The organism is Nonomuraea rosea (assembly GCF_039539705.1).
GTDB classification, from domain to species: Bacteria; Actinomycetota; Actinomycetes; order Streptosporangiales; family Streptosporangiaceae; genus Nonomuraea; species Nonomuraea rosea.
In genome coordinates this window covers 383,214-408,644 of sequence record NZ_BAABDQ010000002.1, presented here as the reverse complement: position 1 = coordinate 408,644, position 25,431 = coordinate 383,214, and the positions used below count along the sequence as shown (strand labels likewise).

23 protein-coding genes are annotated in these 25,431 nt (G+C 73.2%); 9 read left to right on the top strand and 14 right to left on the bottom strand.

Annotated elements, in window-relative coordinates:
• Positions 1-57 precede the first annotated feature (57 nt).
• Together ABEA43_RS05830 and ABEA43_RS05825 are read right to left on the bottom strand one after the other, a co-directional pair.
• Entirely contained in the window at positions 58-246 is a 189-nt protein-coding gene (locus ABEA43_RS05830; RefSeq protein ID WP_345559447.1) for a hypothetical protein, read from the bottom strand.
• A 192-nt stretch (positions 247-438) separates the two neighbouring features.
• A complete protein-coding gene (locus tag ABEA43_RS05825) occupies positions 439-621 on the bottom strand; it encodes a hypothetical protein (RefSeq protein ID WP_345559446.1) in 183 nt (60 codons plus the stop codon).
• 480 nt (positions 622-1,101) lie between these two features.
• Between ABEA43_RS05825 and ABEA43_RS05820 the strand changes: the two genes are divergently transcribed.
• From ABEA43_RS05820 to ABEA43_RS05810, 3 genes are read left to right on the top strand one after another with little or no spacing between them, the layout of a single operon-like run.
• On the top strand, positions 1,102-2,103 hold the full coding sequence (locus ABEA43_RS05820) for an ArsR/SmtB family transcription factor (protein WP_345559444.1): 1,002 nt from the start codon (positions 1,102-1,104) through the stop codon (positions 2,101-2,103).
• Positions 2,104-2,129: 26 nt separating this feature from the next.
• On the top strand, positions 2,130-2,408 hold the full coding sequence (locus tag ABEA43_RS05815; protein WP_345559442.1) for a hypothetical protein: 279 nt from the start codon (positions 2,130-2,132) through the stop codon (positions 2,406-2,408).
• Entirely contained in the window at positions 2,405-3,490 is a 1,086-nt protein-coding gene (locus ABEA43_RS05810; RefSeq protein ID WP_345559441.1) for a transglycosylase SLT domain-containing protein, read from the top strand. The genes ABEA43_RS05815 and ABEA43_RS05810 overlap by 4 nt, the downstream gene beginning before the upstream one ends.
• Here the strand turns inward: ABEA43_RS05810 and eccB are convergent.
• Positions 3,484-4,884, bottom strand: coding sequence for a type VII secretion protein EccB (eccB, locus tag ABEA43_RS05805; RefSeq protein ID WP_345559439.1), 1,401 nt, complete (start codon positions 4,882-4,884; stop codon positions 3,484-3,486). The two genes, ABEA43_RS05810 and eccB, sit on opposite strands and share 7 nt — an antisense overlap.
• A gap of 214 nt (positions 4,885-5,098) precedes the next feature.
• Here eccB and ABEA43_RS05800 point away from each other — a divergent pair, with 214 nt between their 5' ends.
• The gene (locus ABEA43_RS05800; protein WP_345559437.1) at positions 5,099-5,584 is read left to right on the top strand and encodes a hypothetical protein; all 486 of its coding nucleotides are present in this window, start codon (positions 5,099-5,101) and stop codon (positions 5,582-5,584) included.
• A gap of 17 nt (positions 5,585-5,601) precedes the next feature.
• Here ABEA43_RS05800 and eccD read toward each other — a convergent pair whose 3' ends face one another.
• Entirely contained in the window at positions 5,602-6,984 is a 1,383-nt protein-coding gene (gene eccD / locus ABEA43_RS05795; protein ID WP_345559435.1) for a type VII secretion integral membrane protein EccD, read from the bottom strand.
• A gap of 102 nt (positions 6,985-7,086) precedes the next feature.
• Here eccD and eccCa point away from each other — a divergent pair, with 102 nt between their 5' ends.
• Positions 7,087-11,061 (top strand): type VII secretion protein EccCa, encoded by a 3,975-nt coding sequence (eccCa, locus tag ABEA43_RS05790; RefSeq protein ID WP_345559433.1) that lies wholly within the window; start codon positions 7,087-7,089, stop codon positions 11,059-11,061.
• Positions 11,062-11,208: 147 nt separating this feature from the next.
• Here the strand turns inward: eccCa and ABEA43_RS05785 are convergent, their stop codons facing one another.
• On the bottom strand, positions 11,209-11,580 hold the full coding sequence (locus ABEA43_RS05785; protein ID WP_345559431.1) for a hypothetical protein: 372 nt from the start codon (positions 11,578-11,580) through the stop codon (positions 11,209-11,211).
• A 10-nt stretch (positions 11,581-11,590) separates the two neighbouring features.
• Here ABEA43_RS05785 and ABEA43_RS05780 point away from each other — a divergent pair, with 10 nt between their 5' ends.
• The gene (locus ABEA43_RS05780) at positions 11,591-11,830 is read left to right on the top strand and encodes a hypothetical protein (RefSeq protein ID WP_345559429.1); all 240 of its coding nucleotides are present in this window, start codon (positions 11,591-11,593) and stop codon (positions 11,828-11,830) included.
• Between the two features lie 7 nt (positions 11,831-11,837).
• On the opposite strand, the gene ABEA43_RS05775 is transcribed toward ABEA43_RS05780, so the two are convergent.
• From ABEA43_RS05775 to mycP, 5 genes are all read right to left on the bottom strand, one after another.
• On the bottom strand, positions 11,838-13,085 hold the full coding sequence (locus tag ABEA43_RS05775) for a hypothetical protein (RefSeq protein WP_345559427.1): 1,248 nt from the start codon (positions 13,083-13,085) through the stop codon (positions 11,838-11,840).
• Between the two features lie 8 nt (positions 13,086-13,093).
• On the bottom strand, positions 13,094-13,429 hold the full coding sequence (locus ABEA43_RS05770) for a hypothetical protein (protein WP_345559425.1): 336 nt from the start codon (positions 13,427-13,429) through the stop codon (positions 13,094-13,096).
• Complete coding sequence (locus ABEA43_RS05765) at positions 13,426-13,725, bottom strand: WXG100 family type VII secretion target (protein WP_345559423.1); 300 nt, start codon at positions 13,723-13,725, stop codon at positions 13,426-13,428. The genes ABEA43_RS05770 and ABEA43_RS05765 overlap by 4 nt, the downstream gene beginning before the upstream one ends.
• Before the next feature lie 14 nt (positions 13,726-13,739).
• Entirely contained in the window at positions 13,740-14,072 is a 333-nt protein-coding gene (locus ABEA43_RS05760; protein ID WP_345559421.1) for a WXG100 family type VII secretion target, read from the bottom strand.
• Positions 14,073-14,163: 91 nt separating this feature from the next.
• Positions 14,164-15,339 carry a type VII secretion-associated serine protease mycosin gene (gene mycP, locus ABEA43_RS05755; RefSeq protein WP_345559419.1) on the bottom strand — a complete coding sequence of 392 codons (1,176 nt, stop codon included), beginning with the start codon at positions 15,337-15,339 and terminating at the stop codon, positions 14,164-14,166.
• Between the two features lie 135 nt (positions 15,340-15,474).
• On the opposite strand from mycP, the gene ABEA43_RS05750 reads away from it, so the two are divergent.
• From ABEA43_RS05750 to ABEA43_RS05740, 3 genes are read left to right on the top strand one after another with little or no spacing between them, the layout of a single operon-like run.
• A complete protein-coding gene (locus ABEA43_RS05750; protein WP_345559417.1) occupies positions 15,475-16,110 on the top strand; it encodes a hypothetical protein in 636 nt (211 codons plus the stop codon).
• Between the two features lie 10 nt (positions 16,111-16,120).
• On the top strand, positions 16,121-17,344 hold the full coding sequence (locus ABEA43_RS05745; RefSeq protein WP_345559415.1) for a hypothetical protein: 1,224 nt from the start codon (positions 16,121-16,123) through the stop codon (positions 17,342-17,344).
• Positions 17,341-19,266, top strand: a complete 1,926-nt coding sequence (locus ABEA43_RS05740) for a serine/threonine protein kinase (protein WP_345559413.1) — start codon at positions 17,341-17,343, stop codon at positions 19,264-19,266. The genes ABEA43_RS05745 and ABEA43_RS05740 overlap by 4 nt, the downstream gene beginning before the upstream one ends.
• Before the next feature lie 12 nt (positions 19,267-19,278).
• Here the strand turns inward: ABEA43_RS05740 and ABEA43_RS05735 are convergent, their stop codons facing one another.
• The 4 genes from ABEA43_RS05735 to ABEA43_RS05720 form a co-directional block, all read right to left on the bottom strand.
• The gene (locus ABEA43_RS05735; RefSeq protein WP_345559411.1) at positions 19,279-21,579 is read right to left on the bottom strand and encodes a transglutaminaseTgpA domain-containing protein; all 2,301 of its coding nucleotides are present in this window, start codon (positions 21,577-21,579) and stop codon (positions 19,279-19,281) included.
• Entirely contained in the window at positions 21,567-22,691 is a 1,125-nt protein-coding gene (locus ABEA43_RS05730; RefSeq protein WP_345559408.1) for a DUF58 domain-containing protein, read from the bottom strand. The genes ABEA43_RS05735 and ABEA43_RS05730 overlap by 13 nt, the downstream gene beginning before the upstream one ends.
• Positions 22,688-24,880 carry a hypothetical protein gene (locus ABEA43_RS05725; RefSeq protein ID WP_345559407.1) on the bottom strand — a complete coding sequence of 731 codons (2,193 nt, stop codon included), beginning with the start codon at positions 24,878-24,880 and terminating at the stop codon, positions 22,688-22,690. The genes ABEA43_RS05730 and ABEA43_RS05725 overlap by 4 nt, the downstream gene beginning before the upstream one ends.
• A 100-nt stretch (positions 24,881-24,980) precedes the next feature.
• On the bottom strand, positions 24,981-25,403 hold the full coding sequence (locus tag ABEA43_RS05720; protein ID WP_345559405.1) for a YbaB/EbfC family nucleoid-associated protein: 423 nt from the start codon (positions 25,401-25,403) through the stop codon (positions 24,981-24,983).
• Positions 25,404-25,431: the final 28 nt, after the last annotated feature.

Sequence of the window (25,431 nt, the reverse complement as noted above, 5' to 3'; positions counted from 1 at the left end):
AAAGCCGGGCGCCCGCTCCCCTGCGCGAGAGCGGGCGCCCTTGTCCTGCGGGGAATGTCAGGCGACGTTCTCCGCTGCCTCCCTGTTCAGCGTCTCCAGGTCGAAGGCACCCGACTTGACGGCCGCGGTGAACCTCTCCCAGTCACGGCGAGGTACTTCCAGTACCGTGTCCGGGTTGTCCACGTGGATGACTTCCACGTGGTCGTTGATCCGCTTAGCCGCGACGCGGCTGGCGTCTTCAGTCATGCTGCACTCCTTCCAGTGCACCCTGCGGAGGTCTCCACCCCGGCCACCCTTTCGCAGGAGGACCGGGGCGGTTGCGGGCAGCCTGTCATCCCGCCGGGACATCGGCCACCCGTTCCAGCCGGACGGTCGCAGAAAACCCCACACGCGGGAATCGATTCGTTGACCTGGGTGAAAGACATCTCAGCCCAGGGGTCACTCCCGTGCCAGAACGACCGCCAACGGCAGCCTCCTGGCCACCGTCGCGAGCACCACCGAGGCGAGCGCGGCCAGCAGCACGGCGGCCCCCGCCGCGCCCGCGAGCCCGCCGAGGAGCCCGATGAGTACGCCTTCCGACAGCACGAGCCGCCTACGGCCCGTCTGGAGCTGAAGCGTCAAGGGGTTGCAAGAGGCTTTCAGCAGCCCCGCTGAACACGGCCCTGTCTGGGGCCACTGGGGCTGAAGGGGTTAATGGGTTGTAAGAGGCTTTCCCGGCCCCACCGCAAGACCCCGACCCCGTACGGCTCGCCTGAGGCCCTTGGGGCTGAAGGGGTTAATGGGTTGTAAGAGGGTTTCCCGCCCCACCGTAAGACGCCGACCCCGTACGGCCCTGCTTGGGGCCACTGGGGCTGAAGGGGTTAATGGGTTGTAAGAGGGTTTTAAGTGAGTAGTTAGTGGAGGGGCGTAGCTTCACGGCCGAAAACACATCACCTCATGACTTAAGAGGACATGTCATGGCCTTGACCCAAGAGCGGACGGACGTCTTCGAAAGCAGGAGCGTTCGCATCACGTAGGACCGAATGATCATCCACTTCCGGATGTTTCGAGCATTGTTGAAGCATTCCTCCAGCGATGTCTTCAATGTCTACAGTCCTACCCGTGGGGGCCCAAGTAACAAGGACCGACGTGTGGAGCGAGCTGCGCGTGAGCTCCACACCACAGCTACATCTCTCGATCTCGCCCAACCTGACCGCCCTTGCCATGATCGCGGACGCCCTCGCCGGCCGGCGGCGTGGCCTGCCCGAGCTCTGGCGGCGGGCGATCGCCTCGCGCGTCGGCCCGCTCGGTCACGAGGCCGTGCGCCCGCTGGCCGCGCCGGGCACCTCGGTCGCACCCGACAGCCTCGTGCCGCACGCGCCCGTCGGCGCGGACGTCTCCATGCAGGCCCAGATCAGCGCCCTGTACGACCTCCCGCCCGAGGTCCTGCTCAAGGACCTGGAGCAGGCGTTCGGGCCGGGGACGCCGCCGCCGCACTGGCGCGCGGCCGCCGAGCGGCCCGCCCGCTGGCTGCGCGGCTACGCGGGCGCGCTGGGCGACGTCTGGAACACCATGGAGCCGCTGTGGAAGCGGGCCCGCCCGCTGCTGGACAGGGAGGTCGAGCGGGTCGGCGTCGCGACCGTGCGCGGCGGGCCCGAGCTCCTGCTCGGAGCACTCGGCCACCGCATCGCGTACGGCGAGCGCGGCCTGCTCCTCCCCCGCCAGGACCCGGGCACGTACGAGCTGGGCGACCGGAAGATCGTCCTGGTGCCGATGCTGGCCGGCAAGGACGCCCTGATCGTCAGCCTGGACCACCCCGAGGTGGTGTGGATCGCCTACCCCGTGCCGGGCGCGGACTCGCTGTGGCGCAAGCCCGTCGCGCCCGCAGTGGACGAGCTGTCGGCGCTGGTGGGGCCGGTCCGCGCGGACCTGCTCTGCGTGCTCGACCAGCCCATGACCATGTCCATGCTGGCGACCGGCATGCAGATCGCGCCGAGCGGGCTCACGTACCACTGCGACCGGCTGCGGGCCGGTCGGCTGATCACGCGGGAGCGCCGCGGGCGCGAGGTGTGGATCGCCCGCACCCATCGGGCGGAAGAGCTGCTGGAGCTGTTCCGCCGTTAGAAGGAGTCAGAGAAAGGGGCAGCGGCGTGGTGCTCAAGTTCCACCGGGACGCGCTCGACGGGTGCGCGGCGGCGGCGAAGACGGCCTCCGGAGCCTTCACCGGGCTCGCCGGCCAGGCGCCGGCGGCGGCGGCCTTCGGGAACGTGTCCGGGTCCGCGGCCATGGTCACCGCGATGGGCAGCCTGGTGAGCACCGCCGACCTGGCCGCCAGGACGCTGGGGAGCCGCCTGGCGGCGGTCGATCGCACCCTCGACGCGGTCGATCGCACCATCACCGCCGCCGACGGGGGCGCGGTCCGCCGATGAGCGCGCTCGACGACGTCAGAGGCGTGCCCGGCGGCGCCGAGCTGGCCGACCTGGCCGCCCGGGTGATCGGCGATCCTGGGGCGATCACCGCGGCGGCGAACGCCTGGCGCGCGGCGGCCGACACCGCGCAGCAGCAGGCGGGCGCGGTCCGCACCGCGACCGCCGAGGTGGACGATGCCTGGCAGGGCGACAGCGCCGACGCCTTCGCCGGCTACATGAGCGGGCTGGTGGGCTGCGGCGACACGCTGCAGCAGGCGTTGCGCGACTGCGCGGGCCAGCTCGACACCGCGGCCGGCGCGCTCAGCTCGGCGGAGTCGGCCGCGCTGGAGATCTGCGGCGGTTACGCCACCACCGCGCGGGCCCAGTACGACGCCGAGCCGCGGCCCACCGACGACCAGGTGCTGCAGAGCATGCAGGGCAGGCTGAGCCAGGCCCGCGAGGAGCTGAAGGGGATCGCCGACGGCGCGGGCGCGACGCTGGCCGACGCGGCGGGGAAGATCCAGGCCGCCCTCTCCCCCATCCCCGGCGCGGTCGCCGCGGTGCACGAGCCCGACGCGCAGCCGTTCGCGCCCGCGGTGGGCAAGCCGCTCGGCTGGTCGCCCGCGGAGCCGGACGACCGCTCCACCGCCCTGGCCGGAACCACCCCGCAGAGCTCCGGGTCACCAAGCTTCGGCGGGTACGGCCCCAGCGGCCCGCCCCCCGCAGGCGGCGGCCCGGCTCCTCAGGGCCAGGTCGCCGACTGGATCAACCAGGCGATCACCATTCTCAAGGCGCAGGGCTACCCCGCCGACAAGATGAACCCGAACGACATCTGGATGATCATCAAGCATGAGTCCGGCGGGAACCCGAACGCCATCAACAACTGGGACTCCAACGCCGCCAAGGGCACGCCGTCCAAGGGCCTGATGCAGACCATCGACCCCACCTTCAACCGGTGGAAACTGGCAGGTCACGGCGACATCTACAATCCCGTGGACAACATCATCGCGGGCGTCCGGTACGCTGTCGAGCGCTACGGCTCGGTCTCGAACGTGCCCGGCGTGGTCGGCACGAAGACCGGCGGCGGCTACCGCGGCTACTGATCGGCCGCCAGCACGGGCTTGGCGGCCCGCGACGGGTCGAGCACGGGTCCCTCGGGAATGAGCTGGAGCACGTTCATGGGCACGGGAGCCGCCTGGCCGGGCGTGTAGCCGAGCTTGCCCAGCACGTCCTTGCCGGGCACGGCGTAGCGGCGGCCCTCCGCGGTGACCAGGTAGTAGGACTGGACGACGTCGAGCTGGGCGTCGCCGGGCAGGACGCCGGCCAGCACCGCCCGGCCGGGCGGGAGGCGTACCAGGTCGGTGGTGTCGCCGCGCGGCTCGGGCAGCGTCGCGCCGGTCGTCAGGCGGGCGCGGGTGGAGCCGGTGCCCGTGTCGGCGTAGACGACGCAGAGCGGGCCGGCCGGGTCGTAGGCGGTCATCTTCGGCATCACGGCGGGCAGGCCGTCGGCGGGGAGCTTCGTGCGCGAGCGGCGGGCGGCGTTCGCGGTGGCGGCGTCGACCGGGATCTCCCGCACCGCGCCGCCGCCGTAGGCCGCCCGGCTGGCGGGGTCGCTCAGCAGGAGCGTGGCCTGGCCCTGGGTGATGGGGGCGAGGCCGTCGGCGAGCAGCACGTACCAGCGGGTCTCGCCGCCGGCCACGGCGCCCGCGAGGAACACCTGCCCGACGGCGGCGGTCTTGCCGCCGGGGCCGGTCACCGGCCTGCCGCGCCCGCCGATGGCCGGCGCGGCCAGGTCGGGGCCTTCAGGCAGCGCGTTGAGCCAGGCCACGGGCACGGCGGCGGGGGTCGCCGCGGTGAGCCCGCCGGCGATCCCGCCGGCCACGCGCATGCGGGTGCCGCGCCAGATCGCCCACGTCTGCCCGCCCACGCCGACCAGCAGCGCGTCGCCCTCCGCGACCGGCGTGCCGCCGACCTGGCTGCCCGCGACCAGCGTCACGTACGGCTCGCGCCCGGTCGTGTCCACGCGCTGCCGCACGCAGGCCGACCAGGGGCCGCTGACCAGGTTCGCGGGGCTGGGCAGCGAGTCGGGCGCGCCGGGGATGCCGATGGGCGTGCCCCGCTCGTACGTGGTCAGCGCCTCCCGCGCGACGACCCGCTCCTTGATCGTCCCCGAGCCCAGGACAAGCCGGGCCGAGGCGTAGTTGGCGACCGGGACCAGCCGGCGTTGCGCCTGGTCGTAGACGAACCTGGCCCCCGTCTCCCGTTCGATGATCAGCGTGCCGGGGTTCTCCAGCGCCTTCGTGCCGCCTGGGCGCAGCAGGCCGTAGACGGCGAAGCCGACGCACAGCAGGACCGCGACCATGATGCCGGCCAGGAAACCGACGTTCTGGCGGCGCAGCGGCCACTCGGGCTGGTTCGGCTGGGCACGCATGAGCGCCAGCCCGATCCGCTGAACGGTGAGGCGGTAAGCCTGGTAAAGGTCGCGCTGGCTGTGCACTCCGCCCCTCAGATCACAAGAGTCACTTCTCACACCAATTTATCGGGATAAATCACAAGAAGCCGAGCAGTATCGCAATCAAGAACACTAAATGACCTTCTCGTACGTTCCCGCATCACGCGCCCGAGCCGTCAAAAGGTGGGCATCGTGAATCCGGACACGCGGAATATCACCCCCGACGCCATCGGCTCGACGCCTTCCGCACCAACGTGCGGTGGGCGGCGGGGCACGTGGACAGCATCGGCGATGGGTTCCTCGTCTACTGGGGGCGGCGTTCAAGATCGCGCAGGAGACGTACCTCCGGCTGGCCGCGTTGCAGGTCCTCGCGCTGGCGCCGCAGACCAGGGTGGCGGCCAGGATCGCGATGCGCAGGACGGGCGCCCAGTCGAGCGCGGCGCTGGTCGCGGCGACCGGGCGGCTGCAGAAGTTCCTGGGCTCGCTCGGGTTCAAGGACGTGCTGGGCGGCGTCGCGGCGGGCATCGGCGGCTCGGCGGCGGTGCAGCTGGCGTTCATGCGGCCGGACGGGAAGGCGGGGATCGACTTCACCGAGGCGGCCATCGACACCGCGAACGCGGGCACCTTCACCGCGCCCGGCGCGGGTCAGGCGCTGCCGGACAGCACGCGGACCTTCGGCTGGCGGGTCAGGACCCCGGACGGGGACATGAGCCTGGACGACGTGGTGACCAACCGGACCCCCTGACGACGACATGGGCGGGGTCAGCTCACCAGGCCGCGGATGGTCTCGTACAGGTCCATCACGGCCAGCGACAGCGGGACCAGGGCGATCATCAGCAGGATGTCGAGGATGTCGCCCACGCGGCCCCAGAACGGGGACGGGCGCGCGGACGCGAGCCACAGCGCCGTCCCCGCCACGGCCAGCGCGAGCACCACCAACGCGGGGACGATGCCGTAGAGGATCAGCCCGCGCGCCGCCACGACCACGGCGCCGGCCGGCCAGGCCACGCCGGCCAGCGCCGTGGTCAGCAGCCAGGCGCGCTGGCCGCGGCCCTCGAAGACGCGCGCCCGCATGAGCAGCGACACGGTCAGCGCCGCGCTCATCGCGAACCCGGCCCAGGTGCCCTCCAGCACGAGCAGCACCTGCGCGCCGAGCACCACGAGCGACACCCCGCCGAGCAGCCCGGCGCAGAAGCGGTCGGCGACCACCGTCTTGTCGATCACCAGCGCGCCGTCCAGGTCGCCGCTCTCCCGCCTGAGCTCCTCGGCCGTGGTCGGCAGCGCGGGCAGCGGCATCCCCGCCAGCCTGAACGACAGCGAGGGGATCGCCGTCGTCAGCCCCACGGCGAGCGCGGCCAGCACCCCGGCCACCCCGGCCGGCGGCAGGCCGAAGGCCATGACCGCGCCTGAGCCCAGCAGCCCGCAGAGCGCGGCGGCGGCCAGGCCCAGGAAGCCCGGCAGCCCCCGCTCCACCGCGAACCCGGTCGCCGTCGCCAGCATCAGCACCACGCCGAAGGCCGAGAGCAGGGTCTCCGCCTGGAACAGGTCCGTCCCCGACGCCGGACCGGCCAGCCCGGCGACGAACCCGTACGGCAGGGCCGCGTAGCCGAACACCGCGCCGGCCCGCGAATCGCCCAGCGCACGTGACAGCGCCGCCGCGACCATCAGCAGGACCAGCGCGACCGCGCCCGCGACCAGCGCGGTCGCCCCCCAGGGAGGCCCGGTCAGCAGCAGCGCGGGAGCGCCCGCGCCGAGCAGGCCGGCGGCGGCGCGCAGGCCGTACGCCCTGGTGACGGCCGGCTGCCAGCGGCCGGTGCGCTCCAGCACCCCGGTCGCCACCGCGTCGGCCACGTCGTCGAAGACCACCTCGGGCAGCTCGTGCCCGCGCGGGCGCAGGTGCAGCAGCTCGCCGTCGTGGACGGCCAGCTCCGACAGCGTCGCGTTCACGTCGAACGGCGGGCCGCCCAGCCGCTGGAGCACCCAGCCGCCGTGCGCCAGGCCCGCTTCCGCGAGCCCTTCGCCGGCGATGCGCAGCAGCGTGGGCAGCAGGTTGCCGAGCGGGATGTCCGGCGGCAGGCCCAGGTCCAGGAAGCCGCGCGGGGTCACGACGCTGACCCGGCACAGGTCGGTTCCGGTGGCGCTCACCCGGACGAGTGTATGGATCGGACGCCGCGCGCGACGGGCGAAAAACGTTCAGGAATTTTGAAATATCGCCTATATCGCTACGTCAGCGGCTTGTATGGCGTCGTGAGCGGCAGCCTGATCGTGGTCCGCAGGCCCGAGCGGCGCCGGCCACCCGAGCCACCCGGCGGCGAGGTCCTCCTCGAACCGCCCCCGGAGATCCCCGAGACGGTCTCCGGCGGCGGCCTGACCCAGCTCCTCACCTACCTGCCCATGATCGCCGGGGCGGGGGCGATGGCGCTCATGTTCACCGGCGGCAACACGAACAACCCGATCATGCTGGTGTCCAGCGGCCTGTTCGCGGTCTCGATGATCGGCATGTCCCTGGGCCAGATGACGCGCAACGCGGGTGAGCGCAAGAACCAGCTCAACGGCCAGCGCCGCGACTACTACCGCTATCTGGAGCAGGTCAGGAAGCGGGTACGGACGGCCGCCGCGCAGCAGCACAAGGCCATGACCTGGAACCATCCGGACCCGGCCGCCCTCTGGTCGCTGGTGATGACCACCCGGCTGTGGGAGCGCCGGCCGCGCGACGACGACTTCGCCCAGATCAGGATCGCCACCTCGGCGCAGCGGCTGGCGCTGCCGATGATCCCGCCGGAGACCAAGCCGATCGAGGACCTCGACCCGGTGACGGCGGGGGCGTTGCGCAGGTTCGTCCGCACCCACGCCACCGTTCCCGGGCTGCCCGTGGCGCTGGCGCTGCACTCGTTCGCCCGCATCCTGATCTCGGGCGACCCGGCGGCGGCGCGCGGCCTCGTACGGGCGGCGCTGGCGCAGGCGGCGGCGCTGCACTCGCCCGAGGACCTGCGGATCTCGGTGTGCGCGGCGGGCGACCGGGCCCGCGAGTGGGAGCCGGTGAAGTGGCTGCCGCACGCGCTGCACCCGGTGGAGGAGGACGGGGCGGGCCCGGTGCGGCTGGTCACCGGCGACCTGGGCGAGTTGGACGATCTGCTGGGGTTCGAGCTGAAGGACCGGCCGCGGTTCAGCAAGGGGCTCGCGCCGGACGCGCTGCCGTACCACGTCGTGGTCGTGGACGGCGGCACGGTGCCCGCGGGCAGCCAGCTCGCGCTGGACGTCATCGAGGGCGTGACCGTGATCGACCTCAGCGGCTCGGCCCCGCAGGCGCCCGCGCAGCTCACCCTGCGCCTAGAGGTCACCGCGGACGAGGTGACCAGGGTCGCGGAGGACGATCTCGGCAAGGAGCTGCGCTCCCTGCTGGGGCGGCCCGACCGGCTGGACCCGGCCGCGTTCGCCGCGCTGGCCAGGCAGCTCGCGCCGATGCGGGCGGCCACCGCGGGCAAGGAGGACGCGCAGGACGTGTTCGCCACGAACACGACGCTCACCGACCTGCTCAGGATCGGCGACGCGCGGCGGCTCTCGCCCACCGCGACCTGGCAGCCCCGCCCGGTCAGGAACCGGCTGCGGGTCCCGATCGGCCTCGGCGCCGATGGCCGGCCGGTCGAGCTGGACATCAAGGAGGCCGCCCAGGGCGGCATGGGACCCCACGGGCTGGTGGTCGGCGCGACCGGCTCCGGCAAGTCGGAGCTGCTGCGCACGCTGGTGCTGGCGCTGGCGATCACGCATTCCTCCGAGGCGCTCAACTTCGTGCTGGTCGACTTCAAGGGCGGCGCCACCTTCCTCGGGCTGGACGGGCTGCCGCACGTCTCCGCGGTGATCACGAACCTGGAGGACGAGCTGCCGCTGGTGGACCGCATGCACGACGCGCTGCACGGCGAGCTGGTGCGCAGGCAGGAGCTGCTGCGGGCGAGCGGCAACCACGGCTCGCTGCGCGACTACGAGCAGGCCCGCGAGCAGGGGGCCGACCTGCGGCCGCTGCCGACGCTGTTCATCGTGCTGGATGAGTTCAGCGAGCTGTTGTCGGCCAAGCCGGAGTTCATCGAGCTGTTCGTGATGATCGGGCGGCTCGGGCGTTCGCTGGGGGTGCACCTGCTGCTGGCCTCGCAGCGGCTGGAGTCGGGGCGGCTGCGCGGGCTGGACACGCATCTGTCCTACCGGATCGGGCTGCGGACGTTCTCGGCGGCGGAGAGCCGGGCGGTGCTGGGGGTGGCGGAGGCGTACTCGCTGCCGCCCGAGCCGGGCAACGCCTATCTGATGTTCGAGACGACGGGCATGACGCGGTTCAAGGCCGCGTACGTGTCGGGGCCGTACCAGGCGGTCTCGGCGCAGAGCCCGGTGGCGTCGGCCCGCTCCGGGCATCGCGGGAAGATCGTCTGGTACGGCCCAGAACGGGTGCCGCTGCCGCCCGTGGAGGCCGCGCCGCCGGTCGTCGAGGACAAGGGCCGGCCGGACAGCCTGCTGGACATCGTGGTGGAGCGGCTGGCCGGGCACGGGGCCGCGGCGCACCGCATCTGGCTGCCGCCGCTCAAGGAGCCGTCGCCGATCGACCGGCTGCTGCCCAGGATCGAGGCCACTCCCGAGCACGGGCTCACCGCCGCGGGCACGGGCCAGGATCGGCCGGGGCGGCTGCACGCCGTGGCGGGGATCGTGGACAGCCCGTTCGACCAGCGGCGGGATCCGTACTGGCTGGATCTGTCGGGGGCGGCGGGCAACGTCGCGATCGTCGGCGCGCCGCAGACCGGCAAGAGCACGCTCCTGCGCACGCTGATCGCCTCGATCGCGCTCACCCACACGCCCAAGGAGGCGCAGTTCTACTGCCTGGACTTCGGCGGCGGCACGCTGTCGGCGCTCGCCGGGCTGCCGCACGTCGGCGGGGTGGCGAGCAGACTGGACACCGACGCGGTACGGAGGACGATCGCCGAGGTCAAGACGCTGCTGGAGCGCCGGGAACGGCTGTTCGTGGAGCGCGGGATCGACACCATGGCCACCTACCGGCGGATGGTCGCCTCGGGCGCCTACGAGGGCGACGGCTGGGGCGACGTGTTCCTGGTGGTGGACGGCTGGTCGATCCTGCGCCAGGAGTACGAGCAGCTCGAACCCGACCTCGCCGACCTGGTCACCCGTGGCCTGGGCTTCGGCATCCACGTCATCGGCACCGCGAACCGATGGCTGGAGTTCCGCGCGAGCGTGCGGGACCTGCTCGCCACCCGGCTTGAGCTCAGGCTGGGCGACGCCTTCGACTCCGAGATCGACCGCAAGGCGGCGGCCAACGTGCCCGAGGGGACGCCGGGGCGCGGGCTCACCAAGGAGGGGCTGCACTTCCTGGCCGCGCTGCCGCGGATCGACGGCCGCTCCACCGTGACCGACCTGTCCGAAGGGGTCGCCGCCCTGGTCGGGGCCGCCGCGGCCGCCTGGCGCGGCCATCCGGCGCCGCCCGTGCGGCTGCTGCCCGCGCTGCTTCCCGCGCACACGCTGCCGGGGGTCGTGGCGGACGACACGCGCGTGCCGATCGGGATCGACGAGGCCGCGCTGGCGCCGGTGTCGCTGGACTTCGACGCCGATCCGCACTTCGTGGTGTTCGGCGACACGGAGAGCGGCAAGAGCAACCTGCTGCGGCTGATCGCGCACGGCATCGCGGCCAGGCAGACCCCGATGCGGGCGCGGTACGTCGTCATCGACTACCGGCGCTCGCTCCTGGACGCCACCGACACCGAGCACCGGATCGGGTACGCCGCCTCCAGCACGGCCGCGGCCACGCTGCTCAAGGGGATCCAGGAGGTCATGCAGACGCGCCTGCCGCCGCCCGACCTCACCTCCGAGCAGCTGCGCACGCGGAGCTGGTGGACCGGGCAGGACCTGTACGTGATCGTGGACGACTACGACCTCGTGGCCACCTCCTCGAACCCGCTCAGCCTGCTCGGCGACCTGCTGCCGCAGGCCAGGGACATCGGCCTGCACGTGGTGCTGGCGCGGGCCATGGGCGGGGCGGGACGCAGCATGCTGGACCCGGTGGTGCGGCGGCTGAAGGAGCTGAACTCGCCCGCGGTGCTGCTGTCGGGGCCGCGCGATGAGGGCCAGCTCTTCGGCAACGTACGCCCGAGGACTCTGCCGCCGGGGCGCGGCCTCTACGTGGACCGCAGGTCGGGCGAGAAGCTCATCCAGACCGCGTACCTGGCGTGAGGCCCGCCGGTCTGTGCTGCGGCCGGGGTCAGCGCAGCGGCCCGGGTCACGCTCGACGCGACTCAGCTCACGCTGATGCGACTCAGCTCACGCTGATGCGGCGCGGCTCACGCTGGTGCGGCGCGGCTCACGCTGGTGCGGCGCGGCTCAGCGGCCTAGGTCGCGCTCGATGCGGCCCAGCTCGGCGACCGCCTGGTCCATGGCCGCCTCGTAGGCCTCCCGCGCCCCGCGCAGCCGCAGGTCGGCCGGGTTGCCCGCGGCGGCCAGGTCCAGCGGGCCCTCCCCCAGCGTCTCCTTGAGCAGCTCGGCGGACCTGGCCTGCATGTCGGCCAGCGCCTCGGCGATCAGCACCAGGATGGTCTCCGACAGCCGCTGCGAGCCCCACCGCAACGCCCGGGGGTCGATGTCGAGGCCGGTGACGCCCTGAGCCGAGCACTCGACCCGGACCAGCTTGTCCGGGTCGAGGGCGGCGCCCTTGACGGCCAGCACCTCCTGGTAGAGCTCCTCCAGACCGTCCATGGGCCTTGTCGTGGATCCCGGCGATCTGGGCCCGCTTGGCCGCCAGGTAGGTCTGCGCGGCCAGCTTGACCTCGTCGAACGCGTCGCCCAGCGCCCCGCCCATCGAACCGAACGCGCCGAACGCCCCGGGGGTGAGCTCGATCCGCGCGACGTCCCTGTTCATGTCTTCCAGATTCCGCATGGGGGCGTCCGCGATGGCGCGGGCCATGTGGCGCATCGACTCGACCACCACGTCCACTTTCTCCCCTGACATGCGCTCACCCCACCACAGGCGCGCCGCAGTCGATCACCGGCCGGAAGAAGTCGTCGTCGCCGCCCTTCGAGGTGACCGATCGGCGGGCGCTCTGCCCGTCCTGCGGGGCGCCACCGGCCATGGGCATGAACGGGACGCCGCCGGACGCCTGCGCGCCCCGTTCGCCGGCCGCCGCCGCGGGGCCGGCCGCGGGCCAGGAGCCGTCCACCACCGGCACGCTGCCCGGCCGCACCGACGGCCCGGTCTCGGCCACCAGCGCCCTGCCTGAGTACGGGTCCTGCGCAGAGTGTGTGAGCGGGTTGCCCGCCGGCTTCGGAGGGGTGCCCGTGGGAACGGTCGTGGGAACGGTCGCCACCGGCGTCTGCGGCGGGGTGCCGGTTGTGCCGGGTCGAGCGGTGCTGTTCGTGCCGGGCACGGAGCCGTCCGTGCTGGGCTGTCCGGTACCAGGGACGCTGGCGAGCGAACCGGCCGGCGCGGCGGCGATCGGCGCCAGAGTGCCTGGCACGGTGCCCGGTCCTGTTGCCGGACTTGTTACTGGGCTCGTTACAGGGCCCGTTACTGGGCTCGTTATTGGGGCCGCAGGCGACAGACCCGCGGTGGTGGGCTGGGAACCCGAGGTATCCGCCAGCGCGGTGGTGGAGCGCGCCGGTACCGTGTCCTCGAACTGCGAATCACCACTCGACGCCGAAGTTCTGCCGGGCGGCTGGTACGGCGGGGCCGAGGCCAGCTCCGCGTCCCACGGCAGCCGATCCGGCAGCTCCCCGTGCGCCTGATGGAAGACGCCGTTGAGCCGCACCATGAACTGCCGGGCGTCCTCGTCCGGGTTGTTGAGCGGCACCTCGCCCCCGGACCCCATGGCGTAGACCGTACGTGTGCGCTGCGCGGTGGCCTCGTCGAACTGCGTTTTCGCCAGGCCCAGCTCGCGGCTCACCGTCGCCAGCGAGGGCGGGACCTTGTCCACGCCGTCCCGCAGCGTCTGCAGGTACGCCTGGATCCGGTCCAGCCGGGTGAGCATGGCCCGCGCCGACTCCCCGCCCCAGTTCCCGTCGGCCACCAGGCGGCCGGCGCTCTCCCGCAGCCCCGTGATGGTGCTGCCGAGCGCCTCCGAGGTCGCCTGGTAGGTGCCCGCGACCTGCCCGAACTCCTCCGGCACCGTCCCCATGACCAGCCCGCGGATCGCCTCGCGCCCGCCGTACGCGCTGGGGTTGCCACCCTGGAGGCAGCCGTTCTTGATCGGTTGTGGTTCCAGCACGCGTCCCTCTATCCGGCGCTGTCGGTACGGGGCGCCGCGTCGGCCGCCCGCTGGTCGGCGTCCCGCACGGCGTGGGCCGTGGCGGCCAGGTCGTCGATGACCCGCTGAACCTGCTCCAGGACGAACTGGAGCGACTCCCCCGTGGCCACCCGGGCACGGTGCACGGTGTCGCCGTACCCCCTCGCGATGTCCCAGCTCCCGGGAGCGGCCGCCGACAGGTCGAGCAGCGCGGCCTTGGCCGCCTCAAGCTCGGGCAGCAGCCCGCTCGTGAGCTTGCCGGCCTCGCCGAGCAGCACCTCCGGGTCGCACAACGCCGTGGCAGGGTCGATGAGCGGCTCGTTCACGTGCCCCAGCGGCGGACGTTCGCGTTCTCCGCGTCCCGCATGATCTCGGTCGCGTCGTGCAGCGCGGGACCGAAGCGCTGCATGGTGTCGCCCATGGCCACGACCGCGTTGTTCCATTCGGCCTTGGCCGCCAGGTAGACGCTCGACGCCGCGCCGCCCCATGTTTCGAGGATCTTGAGGTCGTCCTCCAGGTCGGTCAGCTCGCCGACGAGGTTCGCGTAGGCTCTGCCGAGCTCCGCCGCGATCTCCTCCATCTCGTCGAAATTGGCGAGGATGATCTCTGAGCCACCGCTCATCATGGTCTCCTTACTCAGAGCTTGATCTCGCCGCCGCTGAGCGCGGCCTTGAGCTGCTGGGCGACGTCACTGGCGTTGCTGGTCGCCTCGGTGTACTGGATGCCCGAGGCCTTCAGGTTCTCCGCGATCGTGTGCAGCGCGTCGATGACCCGCTTGAACTGCGGGTTCCACTCGTTGAGCACCTGCGTGTAGACGGACGCGGACGGGCCCTGCCAGGCGCCGCCGAGCGTCTCGGGGATCTGGGTGAGCCGGTTGTGGATCTGCGTGATGTTCCCGTGGGCGATCAGCGCGCGTTCGGCGGCGCTATGTTGGCTGCCCTCTTCAAAACGTGTAGGCCCGTCTACCACGTGCACCCCTCCGGTCTCAGGAACCCCGGATTCGTCCGGGTTTCGTACTGTGGCTCAACGTAAATGGGCTCGTACGAGCCGGGCTACGATTTCAACTTTCCTGTAAATGTCCGGTCCGCCGGCTCCGGCGGCGGGCCCTGGGCAGCGTCAACGCCAGGAACACCACCAGCACCGTCACCCCGATCGCGCCCCCCGCGATCGCGACGGCGATGCCACGCGCCCGCTCGTCGGGCACCGGAGCCCTGGCCAGCACGACGGGGGCCGCGGCGTCGCCGCTCTTCTGCGCGGCGGGCGGGAGCACCGAGGTGACCGCGAGCAGCGGGTTCACCAGCCCCGCGCCGGTTCCGGCCGCGCCTCCGCCCTCGGCGGTCTGCTCCAGCATGCGCTTGACGCCCCAGTGGTCGAGGTCCGGATGCCGGGCCCTGATCAGCGCCGCGACCCCCGACACGAAGGGGGCGGCGAAGCTGGTGCCGTCCAGCCCCGTACGGTAGCCGCCGCCCGTCCACGCGCTGGTGACCCCGGCGCCGGGCGCGGTGACCGAGATGCGGGTCGCGCCGTTGGAGAACTCCGACTTCCCGCCGCCGGGCGAGGCCGAGCCGACGGCGACCACGCCGGGGTACTCGGCCGGATAGGCGGGCGTGACCGCGCCGTCCTCCTGCTTCACGTTGCCCGCCGCCGCCACGATCACCGCGTCCTTGGCCTGCGCGTAGGCCACCGCCGCCTTCAGCGCGGGATGGTCGTGGGCCTGCACGGACACGTTGATCACGTCCGCGCCGAGATCCGCCGCCTGCCTGATCCCCTCGGCGAGCCGGGCCACGTCTCCGGTCTGCCCCTCGGTCTGCTTGATCGACAGGATCCTGGCCGCGGGGGCGACCCCCATCACGGGCACGCCGCGCGAGGTGAGGTCGCGGCCCGCGATGATCCCGGCGACCGCCGTGCCGTGCCCCACGCAGTCGCGCGCACCGGTGCCCGTGAGGTCCACCTGACGCGAGACGACGCCGGCGAGCTGGGGATGCGCGGCGTCCACCCCGCTGTCCACGACGGCGACCGTCACTCCCTCACCGCGCGTGAGCCGCCACACCCGCTGGAACCGCAGCCGCTCCTGCGGCCACGGCTTCCCCGTGACGTCCTGGACGCCGGGCTCGGGATCGCAGACGACCGCCCGCGTGGGCGTGGCGGCCGGAGTGGGGTCCGGAGTAGGGGCGGGCGTCGGGGTGAGTGTGAGCGCCAGGCCGATGGCCGCGGCGCCGTACCAAGGGAGAGGCACGGTACGGAGTCTGCCGACATTTCCGATTTGAGCGGCTCTCTTAGAAATATCTTGAAATGAAGCCCCGCACCGCGAACCACGAGATAGGCAGGGTGCTGGCATGTCGGTCGAGGTGTAACGCGGGGAGCAGGGGTCATGACGCAGCCGATGCCCGTGGAGGAGGGCGGCGACGCCCAAGGCGGGCCCAGAGCGGGCCTCGGCCTGTCGGTCTACGCGCGGCCGCAGACCACCCGTACCTACGAGGGTGGCGGCAGCGGCGAGGAGTACGACTTCGACCCGGACAACATCGAGGAGTCCTACGCCGACCACATCGTCTACCACCGGGTCGGCGACTACCCGGACGTCGCGCCCCCGGCGCCGGCCGCGGGCGACCGCGACGCCTTCGTCGCCGCTCACCGGGTGGACCCCGGGACGGCGAGCAAGACGCTGTCCGTGAAGATCAAGGACTATGAGGACCCGGCCACCGGGAACCCGCTGCCGACCTCCCCGGTGGAGGAGCTCCGCCGGGACCTCGAAGAGCTTCAGGGCGCGAACGGCCACGGGCTCGAGGTCCTGCTCTCCTTCTGCAAGCTGGACGAGCGTGACCTCGGCAACTGGACGGCGGCCAATGACATGCGCGCCACCACGGACAAGGCCCAGGGCACGCTGAGCGAGGCCGTGCAGAGAGTGCTCACGACCTACTCCTCGGTGGTGACGGCCTTGAACGACACCGTCAAGACGGCGAAGAACGCCGACCAGGCGATCACCGACGGCCTGCGGACGCGGACGTGACGGGGGCGTCATGACCGAGCCGTGGAACAAAGTACTCAAGGACTCACGCGAGCCGCAGATCGACGACATCGCGCCCACCGCGGGCGGCGACTCGGACAGCAGCGACGGCGTACGGGCGCTCATCGACGCCACCGATCCCGAGCGGGTCGCCGCGGCCGGGCACAACTACCGGACGGTCGCCGAGAAGTGCAACGCGTCGGTGGAGGTGCTGTACCGGCAGGCCCAGCGCGTCGCGGACACGCTCGGCGGTGAGTCGGTGAAGGGCATCCTGGGGACCATCGGCGAGCTGCAGCGCGACCTCGCGCGCATCAACTTCGCCGCGGAGTCGGTCGCCCGGCCCCTGATCTGGTACGGCGAGCAGGTGCTGCCGTGGTTCAAGCGCAACACTCCGGGAACGGGCTCGGTCGGCCTGGACGACTCGATCGGCGACACCTTCGGCAGCGACACCAACGGGCACGCGCTGGCGCGGCACCATCTCAAGCAGCTCAACCGGTTCATGGGCGACGCGTACAACGCCATCCCCAACGAGATGGTGCAGCGCACCACGGCGCCGCAGACCGGGATGGCGGACCCGCCGTTCTCGCTCCCGACCGGCATACCCACCGGGGTGCCGGGGGCCGGCGACCCGTACGCGGGATCGGGCCTCCCCCCTTCCTCCTACGGCACCCCCGGCTTCGGCGACCCGGCATCCGGGCCCGCCTCCACCAACCCGGCCTTCGAGAACCCGAGCACCCAGAGCCCCGGCACGGACGTCCCCGGCCTGAAGGACCCGTCACTCCAGGACCCCTCGCCGCAGGACCCGTCGGTCAAGGACCCGTCCACGCAGACCACGTCCGCCCAGACCCCGAACCTGAGCGCACCGCAGACGCCGAACCCGGCGCTCAACACGCCCAACCTGTCCCAGGTCCCCTCGACCAGGACCGACCTGTCCGCGCTGCAACCGGCGAACGTGCCGATCCTGCCGGCCGTCCCGCCCACCGGTCTGCCTCCGGGGACGCCCACCGGCCCCGGGCTGACCTCAGGCAGCGCCCCGGTCACCCAGCTCGGCAGCTCGACGTCGTTCCCGGGCGGTGGGCGGGCCATGGCGGCCGGGACGTCGATGGGCATGATGCCGCCCATGATGGGCGGCGGGCAGGCCGGGCAGGACAAGGATCGTGAGCGCACCCGGTTCCCGCTGGTGGAGGACGAGTCCTTCGAGAGCGACGACATGGGCGGCCCGTCCGTGATCGCATGACCGTGACGACCGAGCGGGTCCGCGGCTACCGGCTGCTGGAGCGGGCCGGCCAGGACGGGCCGTGGACCATGCACCTCGCGCAGTCCGCGGCCACCGGTGCGGAGGTGCTGGTCAAGACGCTGGCGTGCCACCGGGTGGACCGGCGGGCGCTCAAGCGGATCGTGCGCGGTTTCGGCTTCCCCGAGGCGCTGGCCGCCCACGACGGTGTGATCCCGGTGCTGGAGGTGGGGGCCACCGGGGACGGGCGGCCGTACCTGGTGACGCCGTTGCACGACGGGCTCACGCTCGCCGAGCGGCCGGGGCGGAGCCTGCCGATGCCCCTCGACCAGGCGGCGGGGCTGCTGCGGGCGGTGGCCAGGGCCGTCGCGGCCACGCACGCGGAGGGCGGCGTGCACGGGCGCGTCAAGCCCGAGAACGTGATCATGACGCCGCGCGGGGTGGTGCTCACGGGGTTCGCCATGTCGGCGCTGATGTCGATCGTGGAGCTGCCCGACGGGACGATCCCCTCGCTGCACGCCGCCCCTGAGGAGCTCGAAGGCCGGCCGCCGGTGCCCGCCTCGGACGTGTACGCGCTGGCGTCGATGACGTACGAGCTGCTGGCGGGGCGGCCCGCGTTCGCGCTGGACGGGCCGGGGAGCACGGCCAAGTTCACGCTCGGGGTGCTGACGGAGAGCCCGGCGCCGCTGCCGGGAAGCGTCTCCCCGGAGCTCAGGGACGTCCTGACCAGGGCCATGTCCAAGGACCCCGCCGCCCGCCCGGCAGCCACCGACCTGGCCACCGCCGCCTCGTCCCGCCCACCCCGCCCCCTCCGCCTCCCCACCCCAGAAACCAGCCAGCCCACTCCGGACGCCGGCCAGTCCGCCACGGCCCGCCTCCCCGCCCCTGACACAAGCCAGCCCACCACCGCCCGCCTGCCTGCTCCCGGCGTGAGCCAGCCGCGCACGCCCAGCCAGCCGCGCACCCCCGATCTGCCTGTGGGAGTCGCCGGGCAGCCGCTGACGGCTCGGCTGGCCGCTGCCGACACCGGCCACTCCGGGGCCGCCCCGCGCCTGGGATCCGTAGCGGGGCAGCCGTTGACGGCTCGGCCGCCTGCGCCCGACGTGTCGGTGGAGCGGTCGGAGCCGCGTGAGCTGGTCTGGACGGTGGATCCCAACCGGTCGCAGGTCAGGCCCCCGGCCGGCCCGCAGCCGTTCGCGCCGCCCACGCCCGGCGCCGCCGCTCAGCCCGGTACGCCGACCGGCCAGGACCCGAAGCGCGGCAGGAAGGCGCCCCTGCTGATCATCGGCGCCTCGGCGCTGGCCGTCCTGGTCGGCGCGGGCAGCGTGGCCCTGGCGATGAGCGGCGGCCCCGGCACCCAGGAGCCCGTCGCCGCGACAGCCCCCGCCCAGGATCCTGCTGAGAAAGGCGGACAGGACACCCCACTCCAGCCCGACAAACAGGCCCAGACCGACGACCCGCAGGCGAAGCCGTCATCCGGGCAGCAGACCCCGTCCACCGGGCAGAGCGAGACACCGGCCCAGCCCTCCGCCTCGCCCTCCCTGCGCCGGCAGACCACCGATCCCGCGACGCTGGCCGCGTACCGGCCGAAGAGCCTCAAGCTGGTGACCGACAACGGCGCCACGGTGACGATCTCCTGGAAGGCGGTGCCCAAGAGCGGCTACCCCGTGGTGATCCAGCAGTCCCCCGGCGACCGGCTGATGGCGGCGGCCGACGGCAGCAACACCTACACCATCGGCGGCCTGGACCCCGTCACGGGCTACTGCTTCAAGGTCGGCACCGTGGTCACCCTGGGCCAGCCCTCGTCCATGGCCTGGTCGTCCGCACTCTGCATCAGAGGCTCCGCCGAGACGAGCCCCGGACAGCAGGACGACGAGGTGCTCCCCCCGATCGTGCTGCCCCTGGCGACCCCGGCACCCTCCTGAGCGGGCGGGGCGCTACCTGAACAGAACGGCAGGGGACAGACGGCGGACGAGCCTGGCCCCCGCCCCGACCTTCCGGCGCACCAGCACGTCCACCGCGGCGAAGCTGCGCCACGCCAGCTCGGCGTCGGCCTCGTCCACGGGTGGCGCCCCGCCGAACGTCGCCAGGTTCGCCAGGTCCGCGAGCACCGTCAACGGCTCGCGCGCCGCGTCCCCCAGCACGGACTCCGCCACGTACGCCACCTCGCGAGCCGTCAGCGCCCCCGACGAGACCGCGATCCCGGCCCCGCGCAACCGCCCCACGGTCTGCCGCCACGCGCCGCCGACCCGCGCGGCGGGCGTACCGGCCCGGCGGCGGCGCGTCCGCCGCAGCGGCGGCACGATCAGCACCGCGAGCAGGTAGGCCACCAGCACGCCCGCGGCGGCCGGCGCCCAGGTGAGCGGGCCGGCCGAGGAGCCGGTACGCGGCTCGGGGCGCGGCGTGGCCGGGCGGGAGGACGTCGGCGTCGGCTTGGGCTGGGCGGTGTCGCTGTTGATCGCCTGCTCGATCTCCCGCGCCTGCTTCGGCTCGCCCTCCGCCACGTCGCCGCCCCCGCCGGAGCGCGTACGGGAGGGCGTCGGGTAGAACGGCACCCACCCGATCCCCTCGAACTCGACCTCGGCCCAGGCCAGCACGTCCCCCGCCCGCACCTGCCGCGCGCCGCCGGCGCTCTCCGGGTCCGCACCGGGACGGAAGCCCACCACGATCCTGCTGGGCAGCCCGATCGCCCGCGCCAGCAGCGCGAACGACGCCGCGAACTGCTCCGTCGTCCCCCTGCGCGACTCCGTCAGGAAGAACTCGATGCTGCGGTAGCCGTGCCCCGGCGCGGAGTTGACGTCGTTCACGGCGTGTTTGCGCAGGTACGCCGCCAGCCGCGCGGCCTGCTGCGTCGGGCTCCTGGCCCCGGCCGTGGCCTTCCTCGCGATCTCGCCGAGGCGGGCGCGCTGCGGCGGCGTACGCCCGTCGGGCCCGTCGGGCAGCCGCAGCGCGGCCGGGTCGGCGGCGGGTACGGCCTCGCGCAGCTCCGCCGCCGAGTAACGGCGGATCCCCGAGGTCACCTCGTACGTCAGGCCCTCGGCCGCCTGTGCGCTGGCCAGCATGCCGGTCGCGGGATCCACCACCATGCCGGGACCCGTCGCCCGGACCGGTCGGTCCGCGGCGGGCAGCCACGGCCCGGTCAGCTTCTGCAACGTGAACCGCTGCACGACGCCCTCCCTCGTGCCCTCCGCCCCCGGCACGCGCCCGCCCGTGGGGACGAACCCGGCGGTCGAGGTCCAGGTCACGCCGTCGAACGTGTCCAGGACCGCCAGCCGGAGGTTCGCCTCGGAGGTCGTGCCGACGGTGAACAGCTCGCGCTGCGGGTTCTGCAGCCACGCGGACACCTGGTCGAGCGCGCTCACGCCGTCGATCGGCTTCGGCGGCGGCTGTTCGACGAGCTGCCGGACGTCGTACGGACGCTCCGCCATCGGCAGGACGGGCGCCACGACGACGGCCGCCAGCACGAGGCCGGCCAGCAGCGGCACGCCGGCGAGGACCGTACCGAGGGACCTGGCGGATCGGACCAGCGCGAGGAGCAGCGCCACCCCCGCGAACACGGCCGCGTACGGAACCATGGACGCCGCGCCCCCGACGCCCAGCACGACGGCGACGGCCAGCACGGGCAGTGCGGCCACAGCGGGCAGCAGGACGGACCTGGACCTCAGCGCGAGCTCGCCGCCCGCGGTCGCGGCGACCCAGACCAGGAAGCTGACCAGCACGATCGCCTTGCTGCCCGGCGCGGCGGGGAGAATGGTGGTCAGCAGCCAGCCGCCCGCGTCGCGCACGCCGAGCAGCGCGGCGCGCACGGCGGCCGGAGCGGGCACGAACCCGAGCCACGCCTCCGGCCTGAACAACGTCGCCGACACCGCCACCAGCCAGGCCAGCGCGCTGACGGGGATCGACCCCCAGAGCGGCAACCGGCCGGAGAGCAGCAGCGACAGCACGCACGGCACGCCGGCGGCCAGCGCCACCACGGGGACCAGCGCCGCCGGCGGGAACACCCCGTCGAACGCCAGCCCGGCCACCCCGGCGAGCAGCGCCACGACGACCGCGGACACCCCCGCCCGCACCCGCTCCCCCACCGGCACGACCACCCCCGCCACGCTCTCCCCCGCCCGCCCCGGCCCCCCATCCGCACTCCCAGCGGCCCGCACCGTCCCGACCGCCCCAGCGCCACCGGACCGCCCGGCATCCCCGATCGGCGCGGCGGCGGGTGGGGTGGTGTTCAGCGTGGCCATGCCGCCGCCAGGTCCGCCAGGTCACCGGCCTCGATGACGGTCACCCCCGCGGCGGCCGGCGGCCCGCCCTCCGTCGGATCCCCCACCCGCACGAACACCACCTGATCGAAGCGCCGCCGCACCGCCGCCGCGGCGGGAAGCGCCTCGTACGTCCCGCTGACCAGCACCAGCGCCCCACCCGACCCGGCGCGGCGCAGCGCGGAGCCTGGCGGCTCGGCCGCGGCCGAGCGCTCCACCACCGCCAGCCGGTCGAGCACCACCTCCGACTCCCCCGGCCCGCCCTTGGCGTGCAGGAGCTCCCCCATCCCCGTGAGCAGCCGCACCGGGAAGCGGTCGCGCGTCACCGAGCAGGCCACCGACGCCGCCACGTCCACCGCCAGCTCGAACTCGTCGTCCCCCTCGTAAGCGCCCGGCCGGGTGTCGAGGAGGGTGACGGTGCTCGGCAGGTTGACGTCGGTCAGCTCCTTGACCATGAGGACGCCGGTCCGGGCCGTGGAGCGCCAGTGGACGTGGCGCAGGTCGTCGCCGATCACGTAGTCGCGCAGCCCGTTGAAGCTGGTCGCGCCGTTCGGGGCGGACCTGGAGACCAGGCCGTCCAGGTGCCGCTGCCGCCCGGCGTGCGGGGGCGTGAGCGGCACCGTACGCGGCCGGACCAGCAGCAGGTCGGGCCGCCCGTACGCGATCGAGCGCCGCACCAGCCCGAACGGGTCCGTGCGGTCGAGCACCAGCGGCCCGACGCGCGTCTCGCCGCGCCTGCGGGTGGGCAGCCGGTACGACACCGTCCGCGCCGTGTCGCGGGCCAGCGGCGGCACCTCGACGGTGACGGAGACGCCGCGGCAGGTGTCCCTGGCCACCAGCCCGGAGCGGCGCCGGCGGCCGGCGTTGCGCACGTGCAGGAGCGCGACCGCCGGATCGCCGCGGGCCACCTTGACCGGCGTCACCTCGCGGCGCACGTCGAGCCGCGCGCCGCTGAGCGTCCACAGCGCGCCGGCTCCGACGGCCACGAGCCCGGCCACCGCCAGGACCGCCGACTGGGCGTACCCGAGCGGCGCGCCCACGGCGTACACCAGCGCCGAGGCGGCCACCAGCCCCCACCCCGCCCTGGTGATCATTCACACTCCCAGAGCGGGGCCGCCGGGAAGCCCCCCTTCGGCGTGGCCATCAGCACGTCGTTGAGCCAGCCGTTGCCGCTGCCCGACTCGACCTTGTTCCAGACGTCGCTGCTCTGGCCGGTGTTCTCGTCGGTGTACGTCTCACCCTTCTGCTGGCAGATCACGGTCAGCGTGATGTACACGTCCTTCTTGATCCGCCCGGCCTCGCCGCTGCGGCTGGGCCCCGGCCGGATGAGGGTGTCCATGTTGGCGTTGTTGGCGTTCTGGAACTGGGCGCTGGGCGGCTGCAGGTTCGCCGTCGCCTCCGCGCGCTCCTGGCTCTCGCCCGCCGCGTTCTTGGCCCGGAGCGTCCAGGTGTAGGACTGGCTGTTCTTGAGCCCGGTCACCTCGGCGCTGGTGCCGTCGGGCGCGGCCGGGTGGGTCCCCGGGCCTTCCAGGGTGTAGGTGACGCCGCCGTCCTTGGCGTTCTCCGGGGCGGACCAGGTGAGGTCGGCGCCGTGGTTCTTGCCCTTGGCGGTGAAGCCCGAGGGCCTGCCGGGGGCGACGCAGGGGCGTACGGGGATGGTGGGGGCGGAGACGGCCTCGCCGCCGTCGTACTCGGCGGCGACCTTGAAGGTGTACTCCTGGTCGCACTTCCCGCCGGTCACCCTGAACTGGAACGGCCCGTCGGGCTGGACGCGCGAGGGCGTGACGTCGGCGCCGCCGGGGGCGCCCTTCAGCGAGTACCCCGTGACCGTGCCCTGCCCCGACGGCGTGAAGACGATCTCCATCCACCCGGGTCCCGAGTTGGCCGTGACCGTGCCGGGCGGGCCGGGGGTCCGCGTGGGCGTGGGGGTGGGCGTCGGGGTCGGGGTCGTGGTCTCCGTGGGCGTCGGGGTGGGCGTCGGGGTGGCCGTCACGGTCACGGTCGGCGCGGCGGTGGCGGTCTTCGTCGGCGCCCCCGTCGGCTTGCCCGTGGGCCGCTTCGTCGACTTGGTCGGTACGATCGTCGGCTGCACCACCGTCGGCGTGTACGTCGGGATCGGCAGCGGCGTCGGCGTGTCCTTCTGGTCGAGCGCCTCGTCGTACTTGCCGACCCGGTGTCCCCTGCCGTCCTTCTCGATGACCAGAGCGGTCTCGCTGAACTGGTCGTTCACCCAGAGCAGCCCGTCCTTGACGAACACCTCCAGCGGCCCCGGCTTACCGGTGACGACCTTCTCGGGTTCGAACCTCTTGGCCACCGTGTCGTACACGATGAGCCGTCCCGTGTTCTCGTCGGCGATGTAGACGCGCCGCCCGAGCGCCTGCGGCGCGCCGAGCTTGCCGCCCTTCACGGCGACGGTCGTCAGCGCGCCGCTCGCGGTGTCGACCAGGACCAGCGCGCCCTTCTTCGGCGCCAGGATCGGCACGACCTGGCTCTCGGCGACCGGCGGGACCAGGAGCCCCGCGCCGCCGGCGTCCGTGATCGTGCTGGGCAGCGACACCTGGAGCCTGGTGCCGGTCGAGCCGATCACCATGGCGGAGGCGGCGGTGGCGTTCGTGACCAGCGGGACGCCGTTCGCGATGGTCAGGGTGAGCGGGTCGCCCGGCTCGCCGACCGTCACGGCCTTGCCCTGCTGCCCGCCGTTGACCTGGACGAGCGTGCCCTCTTCCGGGACGGGCACCCAGAGGGTGCCGTTCTTGTCGATGTTCGCCTGGCCGAGCGGGGCCTTGAGGGTGATCGGGGCGCCGACCGCGTCCACCGTCAGCGGGTTGAGCTGCTGCACGGTGCCGGCCCGCGGGTCGATCCCGTAAGCCTTGCCCGCCCCCATCACGATCTGCATGCCGCCCGCGCCCAGCGTGTTCGTCTGGGCGACTTCGAGCTGGGTGGGGTCGATGCGGCTGACCGTGCCCGTGGCCTCGTCCACGACGAGCACGTTGTCGCCGTCCTGCACCACCTTCAGCGGCGTGTCCCCGGCCGCCTGCTCCGCGGGCCGCTCCGCCGAGGCCAGGTCCACCCGGCCGTCCACCTGCCCGGACAGGCCGTTGGCGTGCACCACCTCGCCGTTGAGCGCGCTGGCCAGCCAGGCCCCCACGTCAGCCAGCTTGGGGCGGGCGCTGGAGACGCCCGTGCCCAGGAACAGGGCGACCCCCACCAGCACGGCGACCAAGGCCGCGGCGACGATCCCCGCCGCCCGCCGACCGGTCGTGCTACGCCACCGAATGGCCACCGTTCACATCCCGACGAATTTCGTGCATGCGTATCCGCGGACACACTAGGGTGACGCCCGCGATTGACGAGGTTCCTTCAAATAACGTGGAAGTGTCCGTTCAGCGGGGGTCGCGGCGTCGTTCCTCCATCGCCTGGAGCCGCTCCTCGACGGACTGCCCGAAGGACTCCAGCGCATTGCCGAAGCCGTCGCTATCATTCAGCAGGTCCGCACCGGTCATGCCCGCGCCGAGCGTCCCGGTCATGATCTCGTCGACCTGCATGGCGACGTCGTCCTGTGCCCGCTGAGCCGCCTCCAGCACGGCTTCGGCCAGCTTCTGGCTGTCCAGCCGCATGGCGCGCGGCGCGAGGACGACTTCGGTCAGCCGTCCTGAGGCCCCGGCCGCCACGCGTACCTGCCCGTCCGCCGCCTCACCGCGGCCGACGGCCACGTCGATCTCGCTCTTGAGCTCTTCCGCGCGGGCCAGCATCTGCTCCGCCTGCGCGGTGATCCGTTCCAGGTCTCCGGGATCGAAGTCGTTCAACGTACCTCCTGGGCTCTCTGCGCGGCAG

Excerpts from the sequence above, each read along its gene's own strand:
- ABEA43_RS05830 (WP_345559447.1), bottom strand. The coding sequence starts at position 246 with ATGACTGAAGACGCCAGCCGCGTCGCGGCTAAGCGGATCAACGACCAC.
- ABEA43_RS05810 (WP_345559441.1), top strand. The coding sequence starts at position 2,405 with ATGAGCGCGCTCGACGACGTCAGAGGCGTGCCCGGCGGCGCCGAGCTG.
- ABEA43_RS05785 (WP_345559431.1), bottom strand. The coding sequence starts at position 11,580 with ATGGACGGTCTGGAGGAGCTCTACCAGGAGGTGCTGGCCGTCAAGGGC.
- ABEA43_RS05765 (WP_345559423.1), bottom strand. The coding sequence starts at position 13,725 with ATGAGCGGTGGCTCAGAGATCATCCTCGCCAATTTCGACGAGATGGAG.
- ABEA43_RS05750 (WP_345559417.1), top strand. The coding sequence starts at position 15,475 with ATGACGCAGCCGATGCCCGTGGAGGAGGGCGGCGACGCCCAAGGCGGG.
- ABEA43_RS05745 (WP_345559415.1), top strand. The coding sequence starts at position 16,121 with ATGACCGAGCCGTGGAACAAAGTACTCAAGGACTCACGCGAGCCGCAG.
- ABEA43_RS05740 (WP_345559413.1), top strand. The coding sequence starts at position 17,341 with ATGACCGTGACGACCGAGCGGGTCCGCGGCTACCGGCTGCTGGAGCGG.
- ABEA43_RS05735 (WP_345559411.1), bottom strand. The coding sequence starts at position 21,579 with ATGGCCACGCTGAACACCACCCCACCCGCCGCCGCGCCGATCGGGGAT.
- ABEA43_RS05730 (WP_345559408.1), bottom strand. The coding sequence starts at position 22,691 with ATGATCACCAGGGCGGGGTGGGGGCTGGTGGCCGCCTCGGCGCTGGTG.